Origin of the sequence: Peribacillus sp. NPDC058075 (genome assembly GCF_042885195.1) — a bacterium.
Lineage (GTDB): Bacteria > Bacillota > Bacilli > Bacillales > DSM-1321 > Peribacillus.
This window is the reverse complement of the sequence record NZ_JBHVSL010000002.1, coordinates 413902-432663: the sequence shown is the minus strand read 5'-3', so window position 1 is coordinate 432663 and position 18762 is coordinate 413902. Positions and strand designations below refer to the sequence as shown.

Sequence of the window (18762 nt, the reverse complement as noted above, 5' to 3'; positions counted from 1 at the left end):
CTTGAGCAACAGGATATCAAAGAAAAGGAGAAAGGATGGAAGCCAGAGATTCTTTTGCTGAACGGACTACATTCTTGCTGGAAAGCGCGTCCCCGTTTAGCGGCTTGGATTCGGCTAGGTCCACTGCCAATTCCTTTTCTACATCTTCTATAAATGTCCGGTCAAATACGGTGCAGTTCATTTCACTATTTAAAAAACAACTGCGTTTATCAAAATTAGCCGTACCGATATCACACATTATATCATCAATCAGAATCACTTTAGAATGGTAGAACCCCCTTTGAAATTGCATGATTTCAGCCCCTTCTTTTATTAGTACCCGGAAATAGGGAAAAGAAGCTTCCTTGACAAGGGCATGGTCTGAAATTTCAGGCACGATGATCGTAAGGGAAACATTGCGTGCAAGTGCTTCCCTTAATTCTTGAAATAAAGTTTCACTGGGAATGAAATATGGAGTCCCGATAATGATTTTTTTAGTGGCTTGCCGAATTATATGTGTAAGTGACTGTTCAAGATCACTGCCATTCGTGACGACAAACTGATGTGCCTGCTTCCCGGGAGTCAATGTCGGGAAATAGGCTGGCGCTCCTCTGTAATCCTCGTTTGTATCATAGTACCAATCCGAGAGGAAGACTTCCTGAAGGTCCTTTACACCTTCCCCGGTCATTTTTAAATGGTAATCTCTCCACGGGTTCAGCTTCTCCCCTTGGTTTATATACTCCTTACCGATATTAAAGCCGCCAAGATAGCCGATTTTTCCATCTATCACCGTGATCTTACGGTGATTTCTTTTTTGTATGGTATAGAAAAGGAAGGGGAGTTTCGGTTTAAAGCTGAAAGAAAAATGAACGCCGCTTTTAGTTAGCTCCTGAATGATTTGGCGGGACATCTCTTTACTTCCTACCCAATCGGCCAATAGCCGCACTTCCACGCCCTCTTCCGCTTTTGACTGCAGTAACTTCAAAAAGTCCTTGCTGAATTTGTCATTTTTCACAATATAAAAAAGGATATGGATGGAATCCTGAGCTTGCCTTACTTCCTTCATGTAATCATCAAACAGGTTTTTACCTGATGTGAATACAGTCATGTCGCTTTTCCGAGGCGGATATTTTATGTTGGTTGCGTGCTTCAAATAACGCTTATGCCCTACCTTAAGATCAACCCAGCACCAAGAGATGATCAATAAAAATATAGAGGCAATCGTAGTGATTATCTTCAAAAAAATCCCCCCTAAATGATTATATTTAGTTTGGCTCTAATTCCCTGTCAATAACCATTAAAAAGCGGGGAAAGGATCCTCATTTTTTTAGAATAAAGAAGGGTAATAAACAGAATTGCCGAATTATATAATGAAGATGAGAAAAATTATCTAGTTTTTAGAAAGAAAAAAGTTGACTGAATGCTCATTCATTATATAATGGAGTTAATTAAATTTCAGAAAAATGCCAAATTTCCCATAATGATACCTGGCATTTTGCAATTTACTAAAGAGGGGGAAAGACTGCATGGAAATGAATGGCTTACTGTGGATCAACTTAGTTGCATTCCTACTTGTAACCGCTTACGCCGCCGGTTTATTTGTCTATTTGATAAAGACTCGTATAGCTTATATAAAACTTGGCAAAAAAGTGGAATTCGATAACCGTGTGAAAGATCGTCTTGTTAAAATAGGTGTTTATGTATTTGGACAGAAGAAGCTCTTTAAAGATAAAAAGAGCGGGATCATTCATGCCTTGTTATTTTATGGTTTCATCTTAGTGCAATTTGGCGCACTTGACTTTTTCGTTAAAGGCTTAAGGCCGGGGTGGCATTTACCATTTGGCCCTGTTTATCCGGCCTTTACTTTCTTCCAGGAAATTGTGACGCTTACTGTTCTTGTTGCAATCCTATGGGCCGCATACCGTCGTTATGTCGAAAAGCTGGTTCGCTTGAAAAGGGATTTCAAAGCAGGGCTGGTTGTCATCTTCATTACCGGTATCATGATTACCGTATTGATGGGGAATGGAATGGGAATGATCTGGCATGGACACGATGCAACTTGGTCAGAGCCAGTCGCATCAAGCATCGCTTTCCTATTCGGCTGGATGGGGACAACAGCGGCAACCGTCGTTTTTTATGTAGCTTGGTGGCTGCATTTACTGATCATATTATCTTTCCTTGTTTATATCCCGCAATCTAAGCACGCTCACTTGATTGCCGGTCCGATAAATGTATTCCTGAATCGCCTCGACAATCCCGGGAAATTGAAACCGGTAGATTTGGAAGAAGAGATTCTCGACAAAGAAGGAAACCAATATTATGGTGCCAAATATATCGAAGACTTGACGCAATATCAAATGGTGGACCTCTATGCCTGTGTGGAGTGCGGGCGCTGTACGAATATGTGCCCGGCTACTGGCACCGGTAAAATGCTGTCACCGATGGATATCATAATCAAGATGCGTGACCATTTAACAAATACAGGCGCTGCCGTTACAACGAAGCAGCCATGGGTGCCATCTTTTGTTTTTGGGAATACGAAAGGAAATAAAATTGCTTTGGCTGGTGCCACGCAGGGGGCGCACGAATCGGCTGCAGCAACAGAAGCTTACAGTCCGAGCCTGATTGGCGAAGTCATTACGGAAGAAGAACTTTGGGCTTGTACCACATGCCGGAACTGTGAAGATCAATGCCCGGTAATGAATGAACATGTTGACAAAATCATCGATATGCGCCGATATCTAGTGTTGACCGAAGGCAGACTGGATCCTGATGCGCAACGTGCCATGACGAATATTGAACGTCAAGGGAACCCGTGGGGACTGAACCGAAAAGAAAGAGAAGATTGGCGAAGCCTTCGGGAAGATGTCAGCGTCCCAACCGTGAAGGAATTAAAAAAGGCAGACGAAGAATTCGAGTATTTATTTTGGGTGGGTTCAATGGGGTCGTACGATAACCGGAGCCAGAAGATTGCCCTTTCTTTTGCTAAATTATTGAATGAAGCAGGCGTTACATTTGCCATTCTCGGAAATAAGGAGAAAAACTCAGGGGATACTCCGCGTCGATTGGGTAATGAGTTTGTTTTCCAGGAGCTTGCAATGAAAAATATAGAAGAATTCCAGAAGAATGAAATAAAGAAAATCGTTACGATCGATCCGCATGCATACAATATCTTTAAGAATGAGTATCCGGATTTTGGCCTGGAAGCGGAAGTGTATCACCATACAGAATTGTTAGCCAAACTTGTCAGTGAAGGCAGGTTGGTACCTCAGTATCCGGTGAATGAGACGATTACATTCCACGATTCCTGTTACTTGGGAAGGTACAATGAAGTTTACAGCCCGCCGCGTGAAATCTTGCAAGCCATTGCTGGTGTGAAACTTATTGAAATGGAGCGTAACCGTGAAAAGGGTATGTGCTGTGGAGCTGGAGGCGGTTTGATGTGGATGGAAGAGGAAACAGGAAACCGTATTAATGTGGCCCGTACCGAACAAGCTCTGGCCGTCAGTCCAACAGTGATCAGTTCCGGATGCCCTTATTGCCTGACCATGCTATCCGATGGGACGAAAGCAAAAGAAGTTGAGGAAGATGTTAAAACGTATGATGTAGCAGAACTACTAGAAAAAGCGGTCATTGGTGAAAATAAATCGATTGCATCTTAATTTAAATGGAATTGCCTGTTTCTTTTATATCGGATGAAATAAAGGGAGCAGGCAATTTATTCAATATTTACAAACTGAATATTTTCATTTTTGGGAAAAATGTGTAATATAATATTAAGCGCTTACAAAACTATTTTTTTAACTCCAAATTGAGCGAGCGTTCAATCAATGTTACTTATAGGGGGAAATAATGATGGCGAAAACAGTGATTATTAGCGGTGTGAGAACACCTTTTGGTAAATTTGGCGGTGGCCTTAGCAGTTTGACGGCATCACAACTTGGTGGAATAGCAATCAAAGAGGCACTTGTCCGGGCAGGGATTGAAGGAAGCCAAGTAGATGAGGTCATCATGGGGAATGTGCTTCAGGCGGGCCAAGGCCAAATACCTTCCCGCCAGGCAGCCCGTCATGCTGGATTACCATGGGAAGTGAAAACGGAAACCATTAATAAAGTATGTGCATCAGGACTTCGCAGTGTGACATTGGCTGATCAGATCATTCGCTTAGGTGAAGAAGAAATCATTGTTGCCGGCGGGATGGAATCGATGAGCAATGCTCCTTATATCCTTCCGAAAGCAAGGTGGGGCCTAAGGATGGGTGATGGAGAGCTTAAGGATACGATGATTTCGGATGGCCTTAGCTGCAGCTTTACGGGCGTGCATATGGGTACTTACGGAAACAGTACAGCCGAGGATCTTGAAATCACCCGTGAGGAACAAGATGGCTGGGCTTATGAGAGTCATCAAAAAGCGATAAAAGCAATCGATGGCGGTATCCTTGCAGAAGAAATCATTTCCGTACAGGTGCCGGTGCGGAAAGGCGAACCAATTACCGTTGAACATGATGAAGCCCCAAGAAAAGATACATCTGCCGGGAAGTTAGCTAAATTAGGTCCAGCTTTCAATAATGATGGGACCATTACGGCTGGTAATGCACCAGGTGTCAATGATGGGGCAGGTGCACTCGTATTGATGAGTGAGGAACGTGCGGAAAAGGAAGGGAAAACGCCTTTCGCCTATATTTTAGCTCATGCAGAAGTGGCAGTGGAAGCAAAGGACTTCCCTAAAACGCCAGGTTTGGTCATAAATGAACTCCTGAAGAAGACAGGTAAATCGATAGAGGAAATTGATTTGTTTGAAGTGAACGAAGCATTTGCTGCAGTTGCGCTGGCCAGTGGGAAAATTGCCAACATCGAGCCGGGAAAAGTGAATGTAAACGGAGGGGCTGTAGCATTAGGTCACCCGATCGGGGCGAGTGGTGCCCGCATCATCATTACGCTGATGCATGAACTGAAACGCCGCGGAGGGGGATTGGGCATCGCAGCGATCTGCAGTGGCGGCGGTCAGGGAGATGCCATTTTAATTGAAGTGCCTAAGCAAGGATAATAGTTTCGTAGATGGATACATGAGGAGGGATTTTTCATGGGCATTCAAAAAGTGATGGTCATTGGTGCTGGGCAGATGGGTTCTGGCATTGCCCAGGTCTGTGCAATGAGCGGTTATGAAGTTCTTTTACATGATTTAAAAGATGAATATGTAGAAAAGGGGTTAGGGACAATTACCAAGAACCTTTCCCGGCAGGTTGAAAAAGGAAAAATGGAATCCGGGGAGAAGGATATAATCCTTTCCCGGCTGACTTCATCGACGGATTTGAATAATGCGGCTGCGGTAGATTTGGTGATTGAAGCGGCAGTGGAAAATATGGACATAAAAACAAAAATATTCGCCGATTTGGATGAAATCACGCCAAAGCACGTCATTCTTGCATCTAATACTTCTTCGCTTCCGATTACCGAGATAGCAGCTGCCACGAAAAGGCCGGAAAAGGTAATTGGCATGCACTTTATGAACCCCGTTCCAGTCATGAAGCTCGTTGAGATCATTCGCGGACTTGCTACAGCGGATGACGTTTATAAAGAAGTTGAAGAGATGGCTGAATCGTTGAACAAGGTACCGGTGGAAGTCAATGATTTCCCGGGTTTTGTAGCGAATCGGATTTTGATGCCGATGATCAATGAGGCCATTTATACCCTTTATGAGGGCGTCGCCACTAAAGAGGCGATTGACGACGTGATGAAGCTGGGAATGAACCATCCGATGGGCCCGCTTACGCTAGCTGATTTCATTGGACTGGACACATGCCTGTATATAATGGAAACCCTTCACCAAGGGCTCGGGGACGATAAATACCGACCGTGTCCGCTGTTAAGGAAATATGTAAAAGCTGGTTGGTTAGGAAAAAAATCAGGACGGGGCTTTTATGAATATAACTAATCTTAGAAAGATGTGCAGCTAGGGAGGGATGAAGGATGGATTTCAAATTTACAGAAGAACAAGAAATGATGCAGAAAATGGTAAGCGCTTTTGCGGAGAATGAGATTACCCCTCATATCGAAGCAATGGAAACGGGCGTGTTTCCAAAAACGATTCTGCAAAAAATGGGAGAGCTTGGCTTGATGGGAATCCCGATATCAGAAGAATACGGTGGCGCGGGTATGGACTTCATGTCTTATATCATCGCCATCAATGAGATTTCCAAGGTTAGTCCAACTCTCGGTGTTATATTGTCCGTTCATACTTCTGTTGGAACAAATCCAATCGTCTATTTTGGAACGGAAGAGCAGAAGCGAAAGTATGTGCCTAAGTTAGCTGCTGGTAAATATTTAGGCGCCTTTTGCTTGACTGAGCAAAGCTCAGGTTCCGATGCTGCGAGTTTGAAATCGAAGGCAGTGGCAGTAAAGGAAGAAGACGGGAAATATCGAATAAATGGGTCCAAGGTTTTTATCACTAATGGCGGGGAAGCGGATATATTCATTGTTTTTGCTTCAACCGACCCTCAGAAGGGAAGCAAGGGAATCTCTGCTTTTATTGTAGAAAAAGGGACGCCAGGCTTAATCATCGGTAAAGATGAACGGAAAATGGGCCTTCATGGCTCGAGCACCGTACAGGTTACGTTCGAGGATATGAAAGTGCCTGCAGCCAATCTCCTTGGCAATGAAGGGGAAGGATTTAAGATCGCAATGGCGAACTTGGATGCTGGAAGGATAGGCATTGCTGCTCAAGCGCTGGGAATTGCAGAAGGCGCCATGGAACATGCTGTCCAATATGCAAAGGACAGAGTTCAATTCGGCAAACCTATTGCAGCACAGCAGGGGATTGGTTTCAAGCTTGCTGAAATGGCAACGAGTATAGAAGCTTCAAGGTTACTCGTCTATCGCGCGGCGTTTTTACGCTCTCAGGGATTGAAGTGCGGTAAAGAGGCTGCAATGGCTAAGCTATTCGCTTCGAGGACAGCTGTTGATGTGGCGATAGAAGCAGTCCAGGTGTTCGGAGGCTATGGATACACGACGGAGTATCCTGTCGAACGCTATTTCAGGGATGCAAAGGTAACTGAAATTTATGAGGGTACTAGCGAAATACAGAGAATGGTCATCAGTAAGAATCTATAATTTGCAAAATATTTAGGAGGCATAGACATGCAATTTAAGCTAACGGAAGAGCATGAAATGATCAGGAAAATGGTGCGCGATTTTGCTCAGAATGAAGTGGCTCCAACAGCAGCCGAGAGGGATGAAGAAGAACGATTTGACCGTGAAATCTTCGATAAAATGGCCGAACTTGGATTGACTGGGATTCCGTGGCCAGAGGAATACGGCGGAATTGGAAGTGATTATTTAGCGTATTGCATAGCGATTGAGGAACTTTCCCGCGTTTGCGCTTCCACTGGGGTGACTTTATCAGCCCATACTTCCCTTGCAGGATGGCCAATCTATAAATTTGGGTCTGAAGAACAAAAACAAAAATACCTTCGCCCGATGGCACAGGGTGAAAAAATTGGTGCATATGGGCTGACCGAGCCTAGCTCAGGCTCTGACGCAGGCGGTATGAGAACGACTGCAAAGCTTGTAGGTGATGAATATATTATCAACGGTTCAAAAATCTTCATTACGAACGGCGGGATTGCGGATACATATGTCGTCTTTGCATTGACGGATCCAGAATCCAAACAAAAAGGAACGAGTGCTTTTATCGTTGAAAAGGACTTCCCGGGTTTTAGTGTCGGCAAAAAAGAGAAGAAGCTTGGAATCCGTTCATCACCGACCACGGAAATCATTTTTGATGAATGCCGAGTACCAAAAGAAAATCTCCTTGGAAAAGAAGGAGAGGGCTTTAAAATAGCGATGATGACGCTTGATGGCGGCCGTAATGGGATTGCAGCCCAGGCAGTGGGCATAGCCCAAGGGGCATTGGATGCCGCAGTTGATTATGCAAAAGAGCGCGTCCAATTCGGGAAGCCAATTTCTGCACAGCAAGGAATCGGTTTTAAATTGGCGGATATGGCAACGGGTATTGAAGCTTCAAGGCTATTAACCTATCAGGCTGCCTGGTTGGAATCAGCGGGCCTTCCTTATGGAAAAGAGTCGGCCATGTCCAAACTTTTTGCTGGAGATACAGCCATGAAAGTTACGACAGAAGCCGTGCAGGTCTTTGGAGGTTATGGATATACGAAGGACTATCCTGTAGAACGGTATATGCGTGATGCGAAAATCACCCAGATCTATGAAGGTACACAGGAAATTCAAAAGCTGGTCATCTCACGGATGATTACTAAATAGGATTGAAATGGAGGTTTTCCGATGAGGCATTGCCTTTACCGGAATACCCTTTTCAATTTCTTAAGAATGTCTTTGGCAATTAAATGATGGGCTTATTAAAAGGAGTTTGAAAATGGAAAAAAGAGAGGTTCTTGCATCTGTAAAGGATGAACGGCTGGTTGAAAAAAGACGTACACAAATGATTAAAGGAGCGGTGACCCTTTTTAAGGAAAAGGGATTTCATCGTACGACTACCAGGGAAATTGCCAAAGCGGCCGGCTTTAGTATTGGCACATTATACGAGTATATCCGAACAAAGGAAGATATATTATATCTCGTTTGTGACTTTATCTACGATGAAGTCCAGGAAAAGCTTCAGAAAGAAATAGATCAGAGCGATGGGACACTTGAAAGCTTGAAGCTTACGATCGCCTATTTTTATAAAGTGATGGATGATATGCAGGACGAAGTGCTGGTCATGTATCAAGAAGTGAAAGCACTGACGAAAGATGCTTTACCTTATGTATTGAATAAAGAACTTCGGATGGTCGGCATGTTTGAAAAGGTGATCACGAAATGTGTTGAGAATGGGGAGCTATCGTTAACAGCAAAACAAATAAGCCTTGTTTCTCATAATATTTTCGTTCAGGGTCAGATGTGGAGTTTTAGAAGGTGGGCATTGCATAAAGAGTATACGCTTCCAGAATATGTTGAACTGCAGACGCAATTATTGATTCAAAATATAACGCTTCAGAAAAATACTGAGTTAAATTCGTTTCAATAAGGAGGAGCTCAATGGGTACAGTTGAGGTGTATAAAACGAAGAACCATATTAGATTCGTTACTGCTTCGAGTTTATTCGATGGACATGATGCATCCATCAATATTATGAGGAGAATCCTTCAGTCCAGCGGTGCAGAAGTCATTCATCTAGGTCATAATCGTTCGGTGGAAGAGATCGTGAATGCGGCCATCCAGGAAGATGTTCAAGGCATAGCGATGTCATCTTACCAAGGCGGACATGTGGAATATTTTAAATATATGTATGACCTGCTGAAGGAAAAGGGAGCCGGGCACATTCGTATTTTTGCCGGCGGCGGCGGGGTCATCATCCCAAGGGAAATTAAAGAACTCCATGATTATGGGATTGCCCGGATCTTTTCTCCTGATGAAGGGCGGGAATATGGGCTTCAAGGGATGATAAACGTATTGATGGAGGAGTGTGATTTCTCGACAGTCAAACCATCTTTACAGGAACGGTTTGATGAATTGATTAATGGGGGAACAAATGCCATTGCCCAATTCATTACCTTTGCCGAAAACAGACTCGATGCTTCACAGGAGTCAGCGGCAGCGGTGGAGAGTCTGTTTGAGCAGATCAAGACTTCCGAAAAGAAGGTTCCTGTTCTAGGGATTACAGGGACTGGCGGTGCTGGAAAAAGTTCATTGACTGATGAATTGATACGAAGGTTCATTAATGAAATTCCAGACGAGAGAGTCGCCATCCTATCTGTAGACCCGACCAAACAGAAAACGGGCGGTGCCCTGCTTGGTGACAGGATTAGGATGAACTCGATTTTTTCAGAGCGTGTTTATATGCGGAGCCTAGCCACGCGCCATTCAAAAAGTGAGTTGTCTTTGGCGATAAAAGATGCCATTTCAGTCGTGAAGGCCGCAGGCTTCGACTTGATCATCGTTGAAACGAGCGGAATCGGTCAGGGAGATGCAGAAATTGCCGAGATATGCGATGTATCCATGTATATAATGACGAGTGAATTCGGTGCACCTTCACAACTTGAAAAAATCGATATGATTGATTATGCAGACTTGATAGTCATTAACAAATACGAGCGCAAAGGCTCAGAGGATGCTAAAAACCAAGTTCAAAAGCAATATCAAAGAAGCCGGACACTTTTTGATCAAGATCCATCTGAAATGCCCGTATACGGTACCATCGCTTCCCAATTCAATGACCCAGGCACCAATGCATTGTTCGCTGCCCTGATCGAAAAGCTTAATGAAAAATCAGGGACGGGTTGGAGTACCGCCTTTTCGAAAGAAGCGGATGTTTACAAGCAAAATGTCATCATCCCTACTGACCGTCGGTATTATTTACGTGAAATCAGTGATACGGTCAGATCTTATCATAAGCGTGCGGCTGAACAAGTACGCATTGCCCGCAGGCTTTTCCAGCTGGAAGGAGCAATTGATGCAGTTAAGGAAAATGATAACAACGAAGATATGGTGGCTTCTTTAGAAAAAATGAAAAAGGAAACCGCTTCGAATTTATCACCTGAATCTAAAAAAATACTTTCTGGATGGATGGAATTAAAAGAAAAGTATGCAGGAGAGCAGTTTATAACGAAAGTCAGGGATAAAGATATCGTCACAAAGCTGAAAACTAAAAGTTTATCAGGTTTAATGATTCCGAGAGTCTCATTGCCTAAATATGTGGATTATGGAGAGATCTTAGGATGGGTTTTCCGAGAGAACGTTCCGGGCTTCTTTCCTTACACAGCGGGAGTCTTTCCATTCAAGCGTGAAGGAGAGGACCCGAAGCGGCAATTTGCCGGTGAAGGATCACCCGACCGAACCAACAGGCGTTTTCATTATTTGTCAAAGGATGATAATGCTAAACGGCTAAGTACGGCTTTCGATTCGGTAACTTTATATGGAGAGGATCCCGATCACCGTCCTGATATTTATGGAAAGGTAGGGGAAAGCGGAGTCAGCATCTGTACGTTGGATGATATGAAAAAGCTGTATGCAGGCTTTGACCTTTGCCACCCGTCAACCTCTGTATCGATGACCATCAATGGACCGGCACCGATCATTTTGGCCATGTATATGAATACGGCAGTCGATCAGCAGATTCAACGGAAAGAAAAAGAGTTAGGCCGTCCCCTTACGGATGCAGAGGCTCAAGAAGTGCAGGCTTATACCCTTCAAACGGTACGCGGAACTGTTCAAGCGGATATTCTGAAAGAGGATCAAGGTCAGAATACATGCATCTTCTCTACGGAATTTGCTTTAAGGTTAATGGGGGACATTCAAGCATATTTCATCGATCGAAAAGTCAGGAACTACTACTCGGTATCCATTTCCGGCTATCACATTGCAGAAGCGGGCGCCAATCCCATTTCACAACTTGCTTTTACGTTAGCGAATGGCTTTACTTACATCGAATATTATTTAAGTCGCGGAATGAATATTGATGACTTTGCCCCGAATTTGTCGTTCTTCTTCTCAAATGGGCTTGACCCGGAATATACGGTTATCGGGAGGGTGGCAAGAAGGATTTGGGCTACGGTCATGCGGGATAAATATGGTGCGAACGACCGCAGCCAAAAGCTGAAATACCATATACAGACTTCCGGGCGCTCCCTTCATGCGCAAGAAATAGATTTCAATGATATCAGAACGACACTTCAGGCTTTAATGGCACTGCAGGACAACTGTAATTCCCTGCATACTAATGCGTACGATGAAGCCATCACGACGCCTACTGAAGAATCCGTGCGCCGGGCAATGGCCATACAAATGATCATTACAAAGGAGCATGGGCTCTCAAAAAATGAAAACCCGATGCAAGGAGCCTTCATCGTAGAGGAATTGACGGATCTGGTTGAAGAGGCCGTACTGCAAGAGTTCGATCGCATCAATGATCGAGGCGGTGTGCTGGGTGCAATGGAGACGCAGTATCAGCGCGGGAAAATCCAGGATGAATCGATGCATTACGAGATGAAAAAGCATACGGGAGAATTGCCGATCATTGGTGTCAATACGTATTTGAATCCCAACCCTCCTTCCGAAGAAGCGGTGAACAGCATGGAAATTGCCCGTGCAACAAAGGAAGAAAAGGAAGGGCAAATCATAAATCTCCGGGCATTCCAGGAAAGAAATAAGGAGTTCACGGATGAGGCGCTAACTAAACTGAAATTGGCAGCCATGAATGGGGAAAATATCTTTGCTGAACTCATGAACTGCGTCAGAGTGGCCAGTCTTGGTCAGATAACGAGGGCGCTATATGATGTAGGCGGTCAATATCGAAGGAATATGTAGATTTTGAAGGGGGCTCCGAACGTTTAGGGGCCTCTTTTTTAAATAATTCCCCTCTTTTTTAACAAAATGAAGATTTTACCTTATAATTATTGGGAAAAGGGGCAAAAATGAAGAATCAGCCCTATTGGAGTTGAGAAAATGAACCTGAAAATGATTGGATTGATCATAGGGTACATTCTTGCCATCATTATTTTATTTGAGCTGTATGAGCATCAATTGGGTGCCATCTCTTTTTTTATCCTGACTATTGTCTTTTTTACGGCAGCCTATCGACGGAAGTCTAAAAAGGAAAGTGAATGATTTTTAGCTTTTGGTTTCCTGAATGATAGACAATAAGTTAAATCTGTGAAAGTATCAGATAGAACTAGCATAAACCCATTTAGATTGTTTATAATGGAGTATATGTCTAGCAGGAATTGTCGTTATTTTATCGAACTACTGTTTTAGATTATTTTTTTATGTGAAAAAACACGGAATTCAGTGTTTGAATAGAGAAGGGAAGTGCGGAATTTGAGTTTAAAACAATACTCAAAAGAGCAGTTATTGGAAATGTCCTTAATAGAGATGGCATATGATTTGTTAGTGGAAAGAAATGAACCGATTCCATTTAAAGACTTAATAAGTGAATTAGCTTCGCTGCACCATTTATCTAAAGCGGAAGTGGAAAAGAAAATTGCACAATTCTATACGGATTTAAATGTGGATGGCCGCTTCACTTCACTTGGGGACAACCGCTGGGGATTGAAAACATGGTACCCGGTTGACCAAATCGAAGAAGAAGTCGTACATGTTGTAAAACCTAAAAAGAAAAAGAAAGCCAAAAAGGCTGCTGCCGTTATCGACGATTTCGATGAACTTGAAGACGAAGATCTTGATTTTGAAGAAGATATCGATGATCTGGACGAGGATGAAGATGATGACGATGATGATATCCTAGGTTCTCCAGTCATCGACGAAGTGCTTTTGGATGACGACGTGGATGATGACGACGATCTGGAAGAAGAAATAATCGAAGATGATGCATTTGTCCTGGAAGATGATGAGGACGAAGACGAAGATGAAGATGACTTGGAAGACTTGGATGAAGAGGATGAGAAATAAATAATCGCCCTTGACTTTTTGAGGCGAAATTTGTAGAATCATTTTTGGGCTCCTTAAAAAAGGACACAATGATTAAATTATATCGCTCCCTTACTTTTATTGTAAGCGGAGCGTTTTTATTTTTAATGATGGAATGAATAAATGACATCATTTTTTTATTTTTAAAAATGATTTCTCGTAGAATTGTAAAAACTATAGAGAACATAGTTATGTTTACTGTCATTTAAGGAAATTTATTCTTGTTCATGTATCCTGCATGACTCTCACTAAAGACCTTTAAGTGATTAATGGTTTGTACTGGTTTACGGTTTTTAGCTTTTAACCGCTCATGTGGCGGAAGATTTGATTCAGTTCCGATTTAATGATGTGAAGAACAGAATTGGAAGAAAACATTCTATAGGAGGATATAAAATGACAAAATATATTTTTGTGACAGGTGGAGTAGTTTCTTCCTTGGGAAAAGGGATAACGGCCGCTTCTTTAGGTAGATTATTAAAAAATAGGGGTTTGAATGTTACGATCCAGAAGTTTGACCCTTATATCAACTTGGATCCAGGTACGATGAGTCCATACCAACACGGTGAAGTGTTTGTAACGGATGATGGTGCTGAAACGGATTTGGATTTGGGGCACTATGAGCGTTTCATTGATATCAACCTTGGCAAACACAGCAATGTGACTACAGGCAGAATTTATTCAACGGTCCTGAGAAAAGAACGCCGTGGCGATTATCTAGGTGGAACAGTTCAAGTCATTCCGCATATCACGAATGAAATTAAAGAACGGGTTTTCCGTTCAGGCAATGAAACGAATGCCGATATAGTCATCACTGAAATCGGCGGTACTGTAGGGGATATCGAGTCTCTTCCATTCCTTGAGGCGATTCGCCAAATCAAGAGTGATATCGGCATCAATAATGTTATGTATATCCACTGTACACTGGTTCCTTACATCAAAGCTGCTGGTGAAATGAAAACAAAACCGACACAGCATAGTGTAAAAGAATTACGCAGTCTAGGTATTCAGCCGAATATCATCGTTGCACGTACAGAAAGTCCAATTTCACAAGATATGAAGGATAAAATCGCTTTATTCTGCGACATCGATAAAAATTCCGTTATCGAATGTCTTGATGCGGATACTCTTTACTCCATCCCTCTTGCGCTTCAAGCACAAAATATGGACCAAATCGTTTGTGATCACTTGCAATTGGACTGCGGCGAAGCGGATATGGAAGATTGGAAGGAACTAGTCAAAAAGGTTACTTCTTTATCAAAGAAAACAAAAATCGCTTTAGTCGGAAAATATGTAGAATTGCAAGATGCTTATCTATCTGTAGTGGAAGCACTTAAGCATGCAGGATACGCATTTGATGCAGATGTTGAAATCGACTGGGTAAATTCCGAAGACGTAACAAAAGAAAATGTTGCTGAACTTCTGCAAGATGCAGATGGAATACTTGTCCCGGGCGGTTTTGGAGATCGTGGAATCGAAGGGAAAATTGCAGCGACCGAATTTGCCCGCACGACGAAAAAACCATTCTTCGGAATTTGCTTAGGCATGCAGCTGGCGTCCATTGAGTATGCTCGTAACGTCCTGGGATTGCCGGAAGCTCATTCAGCTGAAATTAATGAAGATACTCCAGATCCAATCATCGATCTTCTTCCTGAACAGAAGGATGTAGAAGATTTGGGCGGTACACTGCGTCTTGGTCTGTATCCATGTAAGCTTATCGAAGGAACCAAAGCATATGAAGCCTATAATGACGAGGTTGTTTATGAGCGTCACCGTCACCGTTATGAATTCAATAACCACTACCGTCAGGCAATGGAAGAGGCTGGATTCATATTCTCCGGTACTAGTCCGGATGGCCGTCTAGTTGAAATCGTTGAATTGAAGGATCATCCTTGGTTTGTGGCTTCTCAATTCCATCCCGAATTCACGTCACGTCCTAACCGTCCGCAGCCGCTTTTCCGTGACTTTGTCGGTATGTCTTTAAAGCGCAGCGAAAAACTTTAATAAACAAAAAAAACAGCCCATGTGGCTGTTTTTTTTTAGATGAATAATCATTCTTCTTCATACTCTTTTATGATTTCTTCAAGAGTGAATTTAATCCCATAATAAGCGAAAAGAGCGGCAATGAGAGTAGGATACCCATATCGATTTCCGGTTTCATCAGGAATTAATCCCCGTTGGATACGTAAATCAATATGAACGTCTGCCAACTCCAAAAGAGAATCTTCTTCAGAAGGGACGGATGTAGAAACAGCAACAAATGGGATATCTTTTTCCTTGAGTTGTTTTGCCAGCAACAATGCTTCTATATCATCCGAATGACGGCAGAATATGAGAAATCGATCTTCCCTGGAAATAGTTTCTCCGGATTCATATCTTTTTACCCTCGGAAAGGGTTCTGCCCCATCCAAAGCCTCGGCAGTGACACCCTGCATTTCACCAAAACCGTGAATGTACACAGCACCGTCCCCAACCGCAGCCTGAGCCAGCAAGCGTCCGGCATCCTCCATTTCAAAGGCTTCATTTTCAATCATTTTCTTAAATAAACCGCTTATCTGTGTCGAAAAAATTTTTAACATGGTCAGGGACTCCTTTTAAAAATAATATACCCATTATAAAGGACTTTCCTTTGCAATGACAGGTTTCAGGGATTTTGATCCGGAAGGGCGGAATTTACTAAATCGGTCGAAAAAACAAAAAAATTAAAATTCCTCTTAGCCATACAGCAGGAATTTTGTTACAATTATCGAATATGAACAATAAATGGGTTGGACCTAAAAGTCATATGGCGCAATCTATGTAACTACCCTTTTTCGGGTAATATGGCAGTAAAGGCCAATATATTAAAAGGATGAATCAGGAAGGAGAGTGGTGATAAAATGCCAGGGAAAATATTGATTGTTGATGATCAATTCGGGATACGTATTTTATTGAACGAGGTTTTACATAAAGAAGGGTATGAAACATTTCAAGCCGCTAATGGCATTCAAGCCTTGGAAGTGCTAAACAATCATTCTCCTGATCTTGTATTGCTGGATATGAAGATTCCGGGAATGGATGGCATTGAGATCTTGAAAAGGATGAAAGTCGTCGATCCGGACATCCGGGTAATCATCATGACGGCATATGGTGAACTTGATATGATTCAAGAAGCAAAGGATTTAGGTGCAATGACACACTTTGCAAAGCCGTTTGATATTGATGATATTAGAAAAGCCGTTCGTGAATACTTACCGATTCAATCAAGTTAACGGTCTTGAAAATTTAATATTACTGTTGGAGTCATTGCTGCGGCTGTCTTTTTTTAGATGGGCCGTGTTTTTTTGGAATAAAATTTGCGGCTCGGTATAGTGTATTTGTTGCTGTTTTTTTGATGTATTGATATGCTAAAAGAGGAGAGATATTCTGATTTATAAGCGTATGCTACTTTCGTTTTAGGGAATATCTAGAAAGAATTAACTTTAAAAATCTTAACACCCACTAGTAGGAGGAAATCAAATGCCTTTAGTTTCTATGAAAGATATGCTGAATAAAGCCCTTGATGAAAAATATGCAGTAGGTCAATTCAATATCAACAACCTTGAATGGACTCAAGCTATTCTAGCTGCTGCAGAACAAGAAAAATCTCCAGTCATCCTTGGTGTTTCCGAAGGTGCTGCCCGCCATATGGGTGGTTTTAAAACGACTGTGATGATGGTTCAAGGATTGTTGGAAGACATGAAAATCACTGTTCCTGTGGCCATTCACCTTGACCATGGTTCAAGTTTTGATAAATGTAAGGAAGCGATCGAAGCGGGATTCACTTCAGTAATGATCGATGCTTCACATCATCCAATCGAAGAAAATATCGAAACAACCAAGAAGGTTGTCGAATTCGCTCACGCACGCAATGTTTCCGTTGAAGCGGAAGTGGGCACGGTTGGCGGACAAGAAGATGATGTAATTGCTGATGGAGTCGTATATGCAGACCCTCAAGAATGTGAACAGTTGGTTAAAGAAACAAATGTCGACTGCTTTGCTCCAGCTTTGGGATCCGTTCACGGACCATACAAAGGTGAACCTAACCTTGGGTATAAAGAAATGGAAGAAGTGCGGGATTTAACGAATAAACCTCTTGTTCTTCATGGTGGTACAGGCATCCCTACGAAAGATATCCAAAAAGCGATATCGCTTGGAACATCAAAAATCAATGTGAATACGGAAAATCAAATTGTATTCACAAAAGCGGTTCGTGAAATTCTGAATAACGATTCTGAAGTGTACGATCCTCGTAAATACATCGTTCCTGGCCGTGAAGCGATCAAAGAAACAGTCATCGGCAAAATACGTGAATTCGGTTCAAACGGCAAAGCATAAATTCAAACGTAACATAAGGGTTCCATCCCTTTAAATGTAAGATGATAAAGGCAATATTCCCATTGGGGGGGCTCCCCCCTAATGGTTTCTTTTAGATGCGGGGCTGAATCCGGGCTCTATTTTTCGAACAATTAGAATTCAGGTGCATATAGGGAAATAAAAATCGATTACATACGGAGGATATTTTATGAAATTCTTTATAGATACAGCAAACATGGAAGAAATCAAACAAGCTCATGAACTTGGCGTTTTAGCAGGTGTTACGACTAACCCGTCCCTTGTTGCTAGGGAAAAGGGAGTTTCTTTCCATGACCGGCTAAAAGAAATCACAAGCCTCGTTAAGGAATCCGTTTCTGCTGAAGTCATTGCTCTTGATTTTGAAGGAATGATGGCCGAAGCCAAGGAACTAGTTGCGATTGCACCGAATATCACGATTAAAGTGCCAATGACTCCGGACGGCTTGAAGGCTGTTTCAGCACTTACAAAACAAGGTGTCAAAACAAATGTCACCCTTATTTTCAGTGCAAACCAAGCATTATTGGCAGCTAGGGCAGGAGCAACTTATGTATCGCCATTTTTAGGTCGCTTGGATGACATCGGCCAAAATGGTTTGGATTTAATTTCGGATATTGCTGACATTTTTGCGATTCATGATATCAATGCCGAGATCATTGCAGCTTCCATCCGCCATCCGATGCATATAACTGAAGCGGCTCTTAAAGGGGCACATATTGCAACGATTCCTTATAAAGTTTTACTGCAATTATTCCACCATCCATTAACGGATAAAGGAATTGAAGCCTTTTTGAACGATTGGAATTCACGTACTGAAGCATAATGCCTTGCCGCTAAGTCGCTATAGATTGCACCGTTTAAATAAAATTAACATAAATTAGAAATTTTTCTCTTTTTTTACATGAATTTTTTACTTTTGTGTAAACTAAAGAACTAGATAGTAAATGTTGTCGGATTATGCAATTTTCTTGTGGTAAAA

General features: G+C 42.4%; 15 protein-coding genes. 13 read left to right on the top strand and 2 right to left on the bottom strand.

Annotated elements, in window-relative coordinates; genetic code table 11:
- Positions 1-16: 16 nt before the first annotated feature.
- Positions 17-1219: a cardiolipin synthase gene (gene cls, locus ACFVS1_RS19790; protein WP_387549902.1), complete on the bottom strand. Its 1203-nt coding sequence runs from the start codon at positions 1217-1219 to the stop codon at positions 17-19.
- Positions 1220-1511: 292 nt separating this feature from the next.
- On the opposite strand from cls, the gene ACFVS1_RS19785 reads away from it, so the two are divergent.
- The 10 genes from ACFVS1_RS19785 (at position 1512) to ACFVS1_RS19740 (ending at position 15416) form a co-directional block, all read left to right on the top strand.
- Positions 1512-3641, top strand: coding sequence for a (Fe-S)-binding protein (locus ACFVS1_RS19785; protein WP_352924378.1), 2130 nt, complete (start codon positions 1512-1514; stop codon positions 3639-3641).
- A gap of 193 nt (positions 3642-3834) precedes the next feature.
- The gene (locus ACFVS1_RS19780; RefSeq protein ID WP_387550134.1) at positions 3835-5025 is read left to right on the top strand and encodes an acetyl-CoA C-acetyltransferase; all 1191 of its coding nucleotides are present in this window, start codon (positions 3835-3837) and stop codon (positions 5023-5025) included.
- Positions 5026-5061: 36 nt separating this feature from the next.
- Entirely contained in the window at positions 5062-5913 is an 852-nt protein-coding gene (locus ACFVS1_RS19775; protein ID WP_387549900.1) for a 3-hydroxybutyryl-CoA dehydrogenase, read from the top strand.
- Between the two features lie 35 nt (positions 5914-5948).
- Positions 5949-7088, top strand: a complete 1140-nt coding sequence (locus tag ACFVS1_RS19770; protein WP_352924099.1) for an acyl-CoA dehydrogenase — start codon at positions 5949-5951, stop codon at positions 7086-7088.
- 27 nt (positions 7089-7115) lie between these two features.
- A complete protein-coding gene (locus ACFVS1_RS19765; protein ID WP_352924097.1) occupies positions 7116-8255 on the top strand; it encodes an acyl-CoA dehydrogenase in 1140 nt (379 codons plus the stop codon).
- Between the two features lie 112 nt (positions 8256-8367).
- Entirely contained in the window at positions 8368-9018 is a 651-nt protein-coding gene (locus ACFVS1_RS19760; protein WP_387549897.1) for a TetR/AcrR family transcriptional regulator, read from the top strand.
- Between the two features lie 11 nt (positions 9019-9029).
- On the top strand, positions 9030-12296 hold the full coding sequence (gene icmF, locus ACFVS1_RS19755; RefSeq protein WP_387549895.1) for a fused isobutyryl-CoA mutase/GTPase IcmF: 3267 nt from the start codon (positions 9030-9032) through the stop codon (positions 12294-12296).
- A 138-nt stretch (positions 12297-12434) separates the two neighbouring features.
- The gene (locus ACFVS1_RS19750) at positions 12435-12596 is read left to right on the top strand and encodes a hypothetical protein (RefSeq protein WP_387549893.1); all 162 of its coding nucleotides are present in this window, start codon (positions 12435-12437) and stop codon (positions 12594-12596) included.
- A 210-nt stretch (positions 12597-12806) separates the two neighbouring features.
- Positions 12807-13397, top strand: coding sequence for a DNA-directed RNA polymerase subunit delta (gene rpoE / locus ACFVS1_RS19745; RefSeq protein WP_241589611.1), 591 nt, complete (start codon positions 12807-12809; stop codon positions 13395-13397).
- Positions 13398-13808: 411 nt separating this feature from the next.
- A complete protein-coding gene (locus ACFVS1_RS19740) occupies positions 13809-15416 on the top strand; it encodes a CTP synthase (protein ID WP_101223854.1) in 1608 nt (535 codons plus the stop codon).
- Between the two features lie 47 nt (positions 15417-15463).
- On the opposite strand, the gene ACFVS1_RS19735 is transcribed toward ACFVS1_RS19740, so the two are convergent.
- The gene (locus ACFVS1_RS19735) at positions 15464-15991 is read right to left on the bottom strand and encodes a DUF2529 domain-containing protein (RefSeq protein ID WP_352924091.1); all 528 of its coding nucleotides are present in this window, start codon (positions 15989-15991) and stop codon (positions 15464-15466) included.
- A gap of 300 nt (positions 15992-16291) precedes the next feature.
- Between ACFVS1_RS19735 and ACFVS1_RS19730 the strand changes: the two genes are divergently transcribed.
- From ACFVS1_RS19730 to fsa, 3 genes are all read left to right on the top strand, one after another.
- Positions 16292-16663, top strand: coding sequence for a response regulator (locus ACFVS1_RS19730; RefSeq protein WP_034315860.1), 372 nt, complete (start codon positions 16292-16294; stop codon positions 16661-16663).
- Between the two features lie 247 nt (positions 16664-16910).
- Positions 16911-17768, top strand: coding sequence for a class II fructose-bisphosphate aldolase (locus ACFVS1_RS19725; RefSeq protein WP_352924089.1), 858 nt, complete (start codon positions 16911-16913; stop codon positions 17766-17768).
- A gap of 187 nt (positions 17769-17955) precedes the next feature.
- The gene (gene fsa / locus ACFVS1_RS19720; RefSeq protein ID WP_098370202.1) at positions 17956-18606 is read left to right on the top strand and encodes a fructose-6-phosphate aldolase; all 651 of its coding nucleotides are present in this window, start codon (positions 17956-17958) and stop codon (positions 18604-18606) included.
- The last annotated feature ends 156 nt before the right edge of the window (positions 18607-18762 follow it).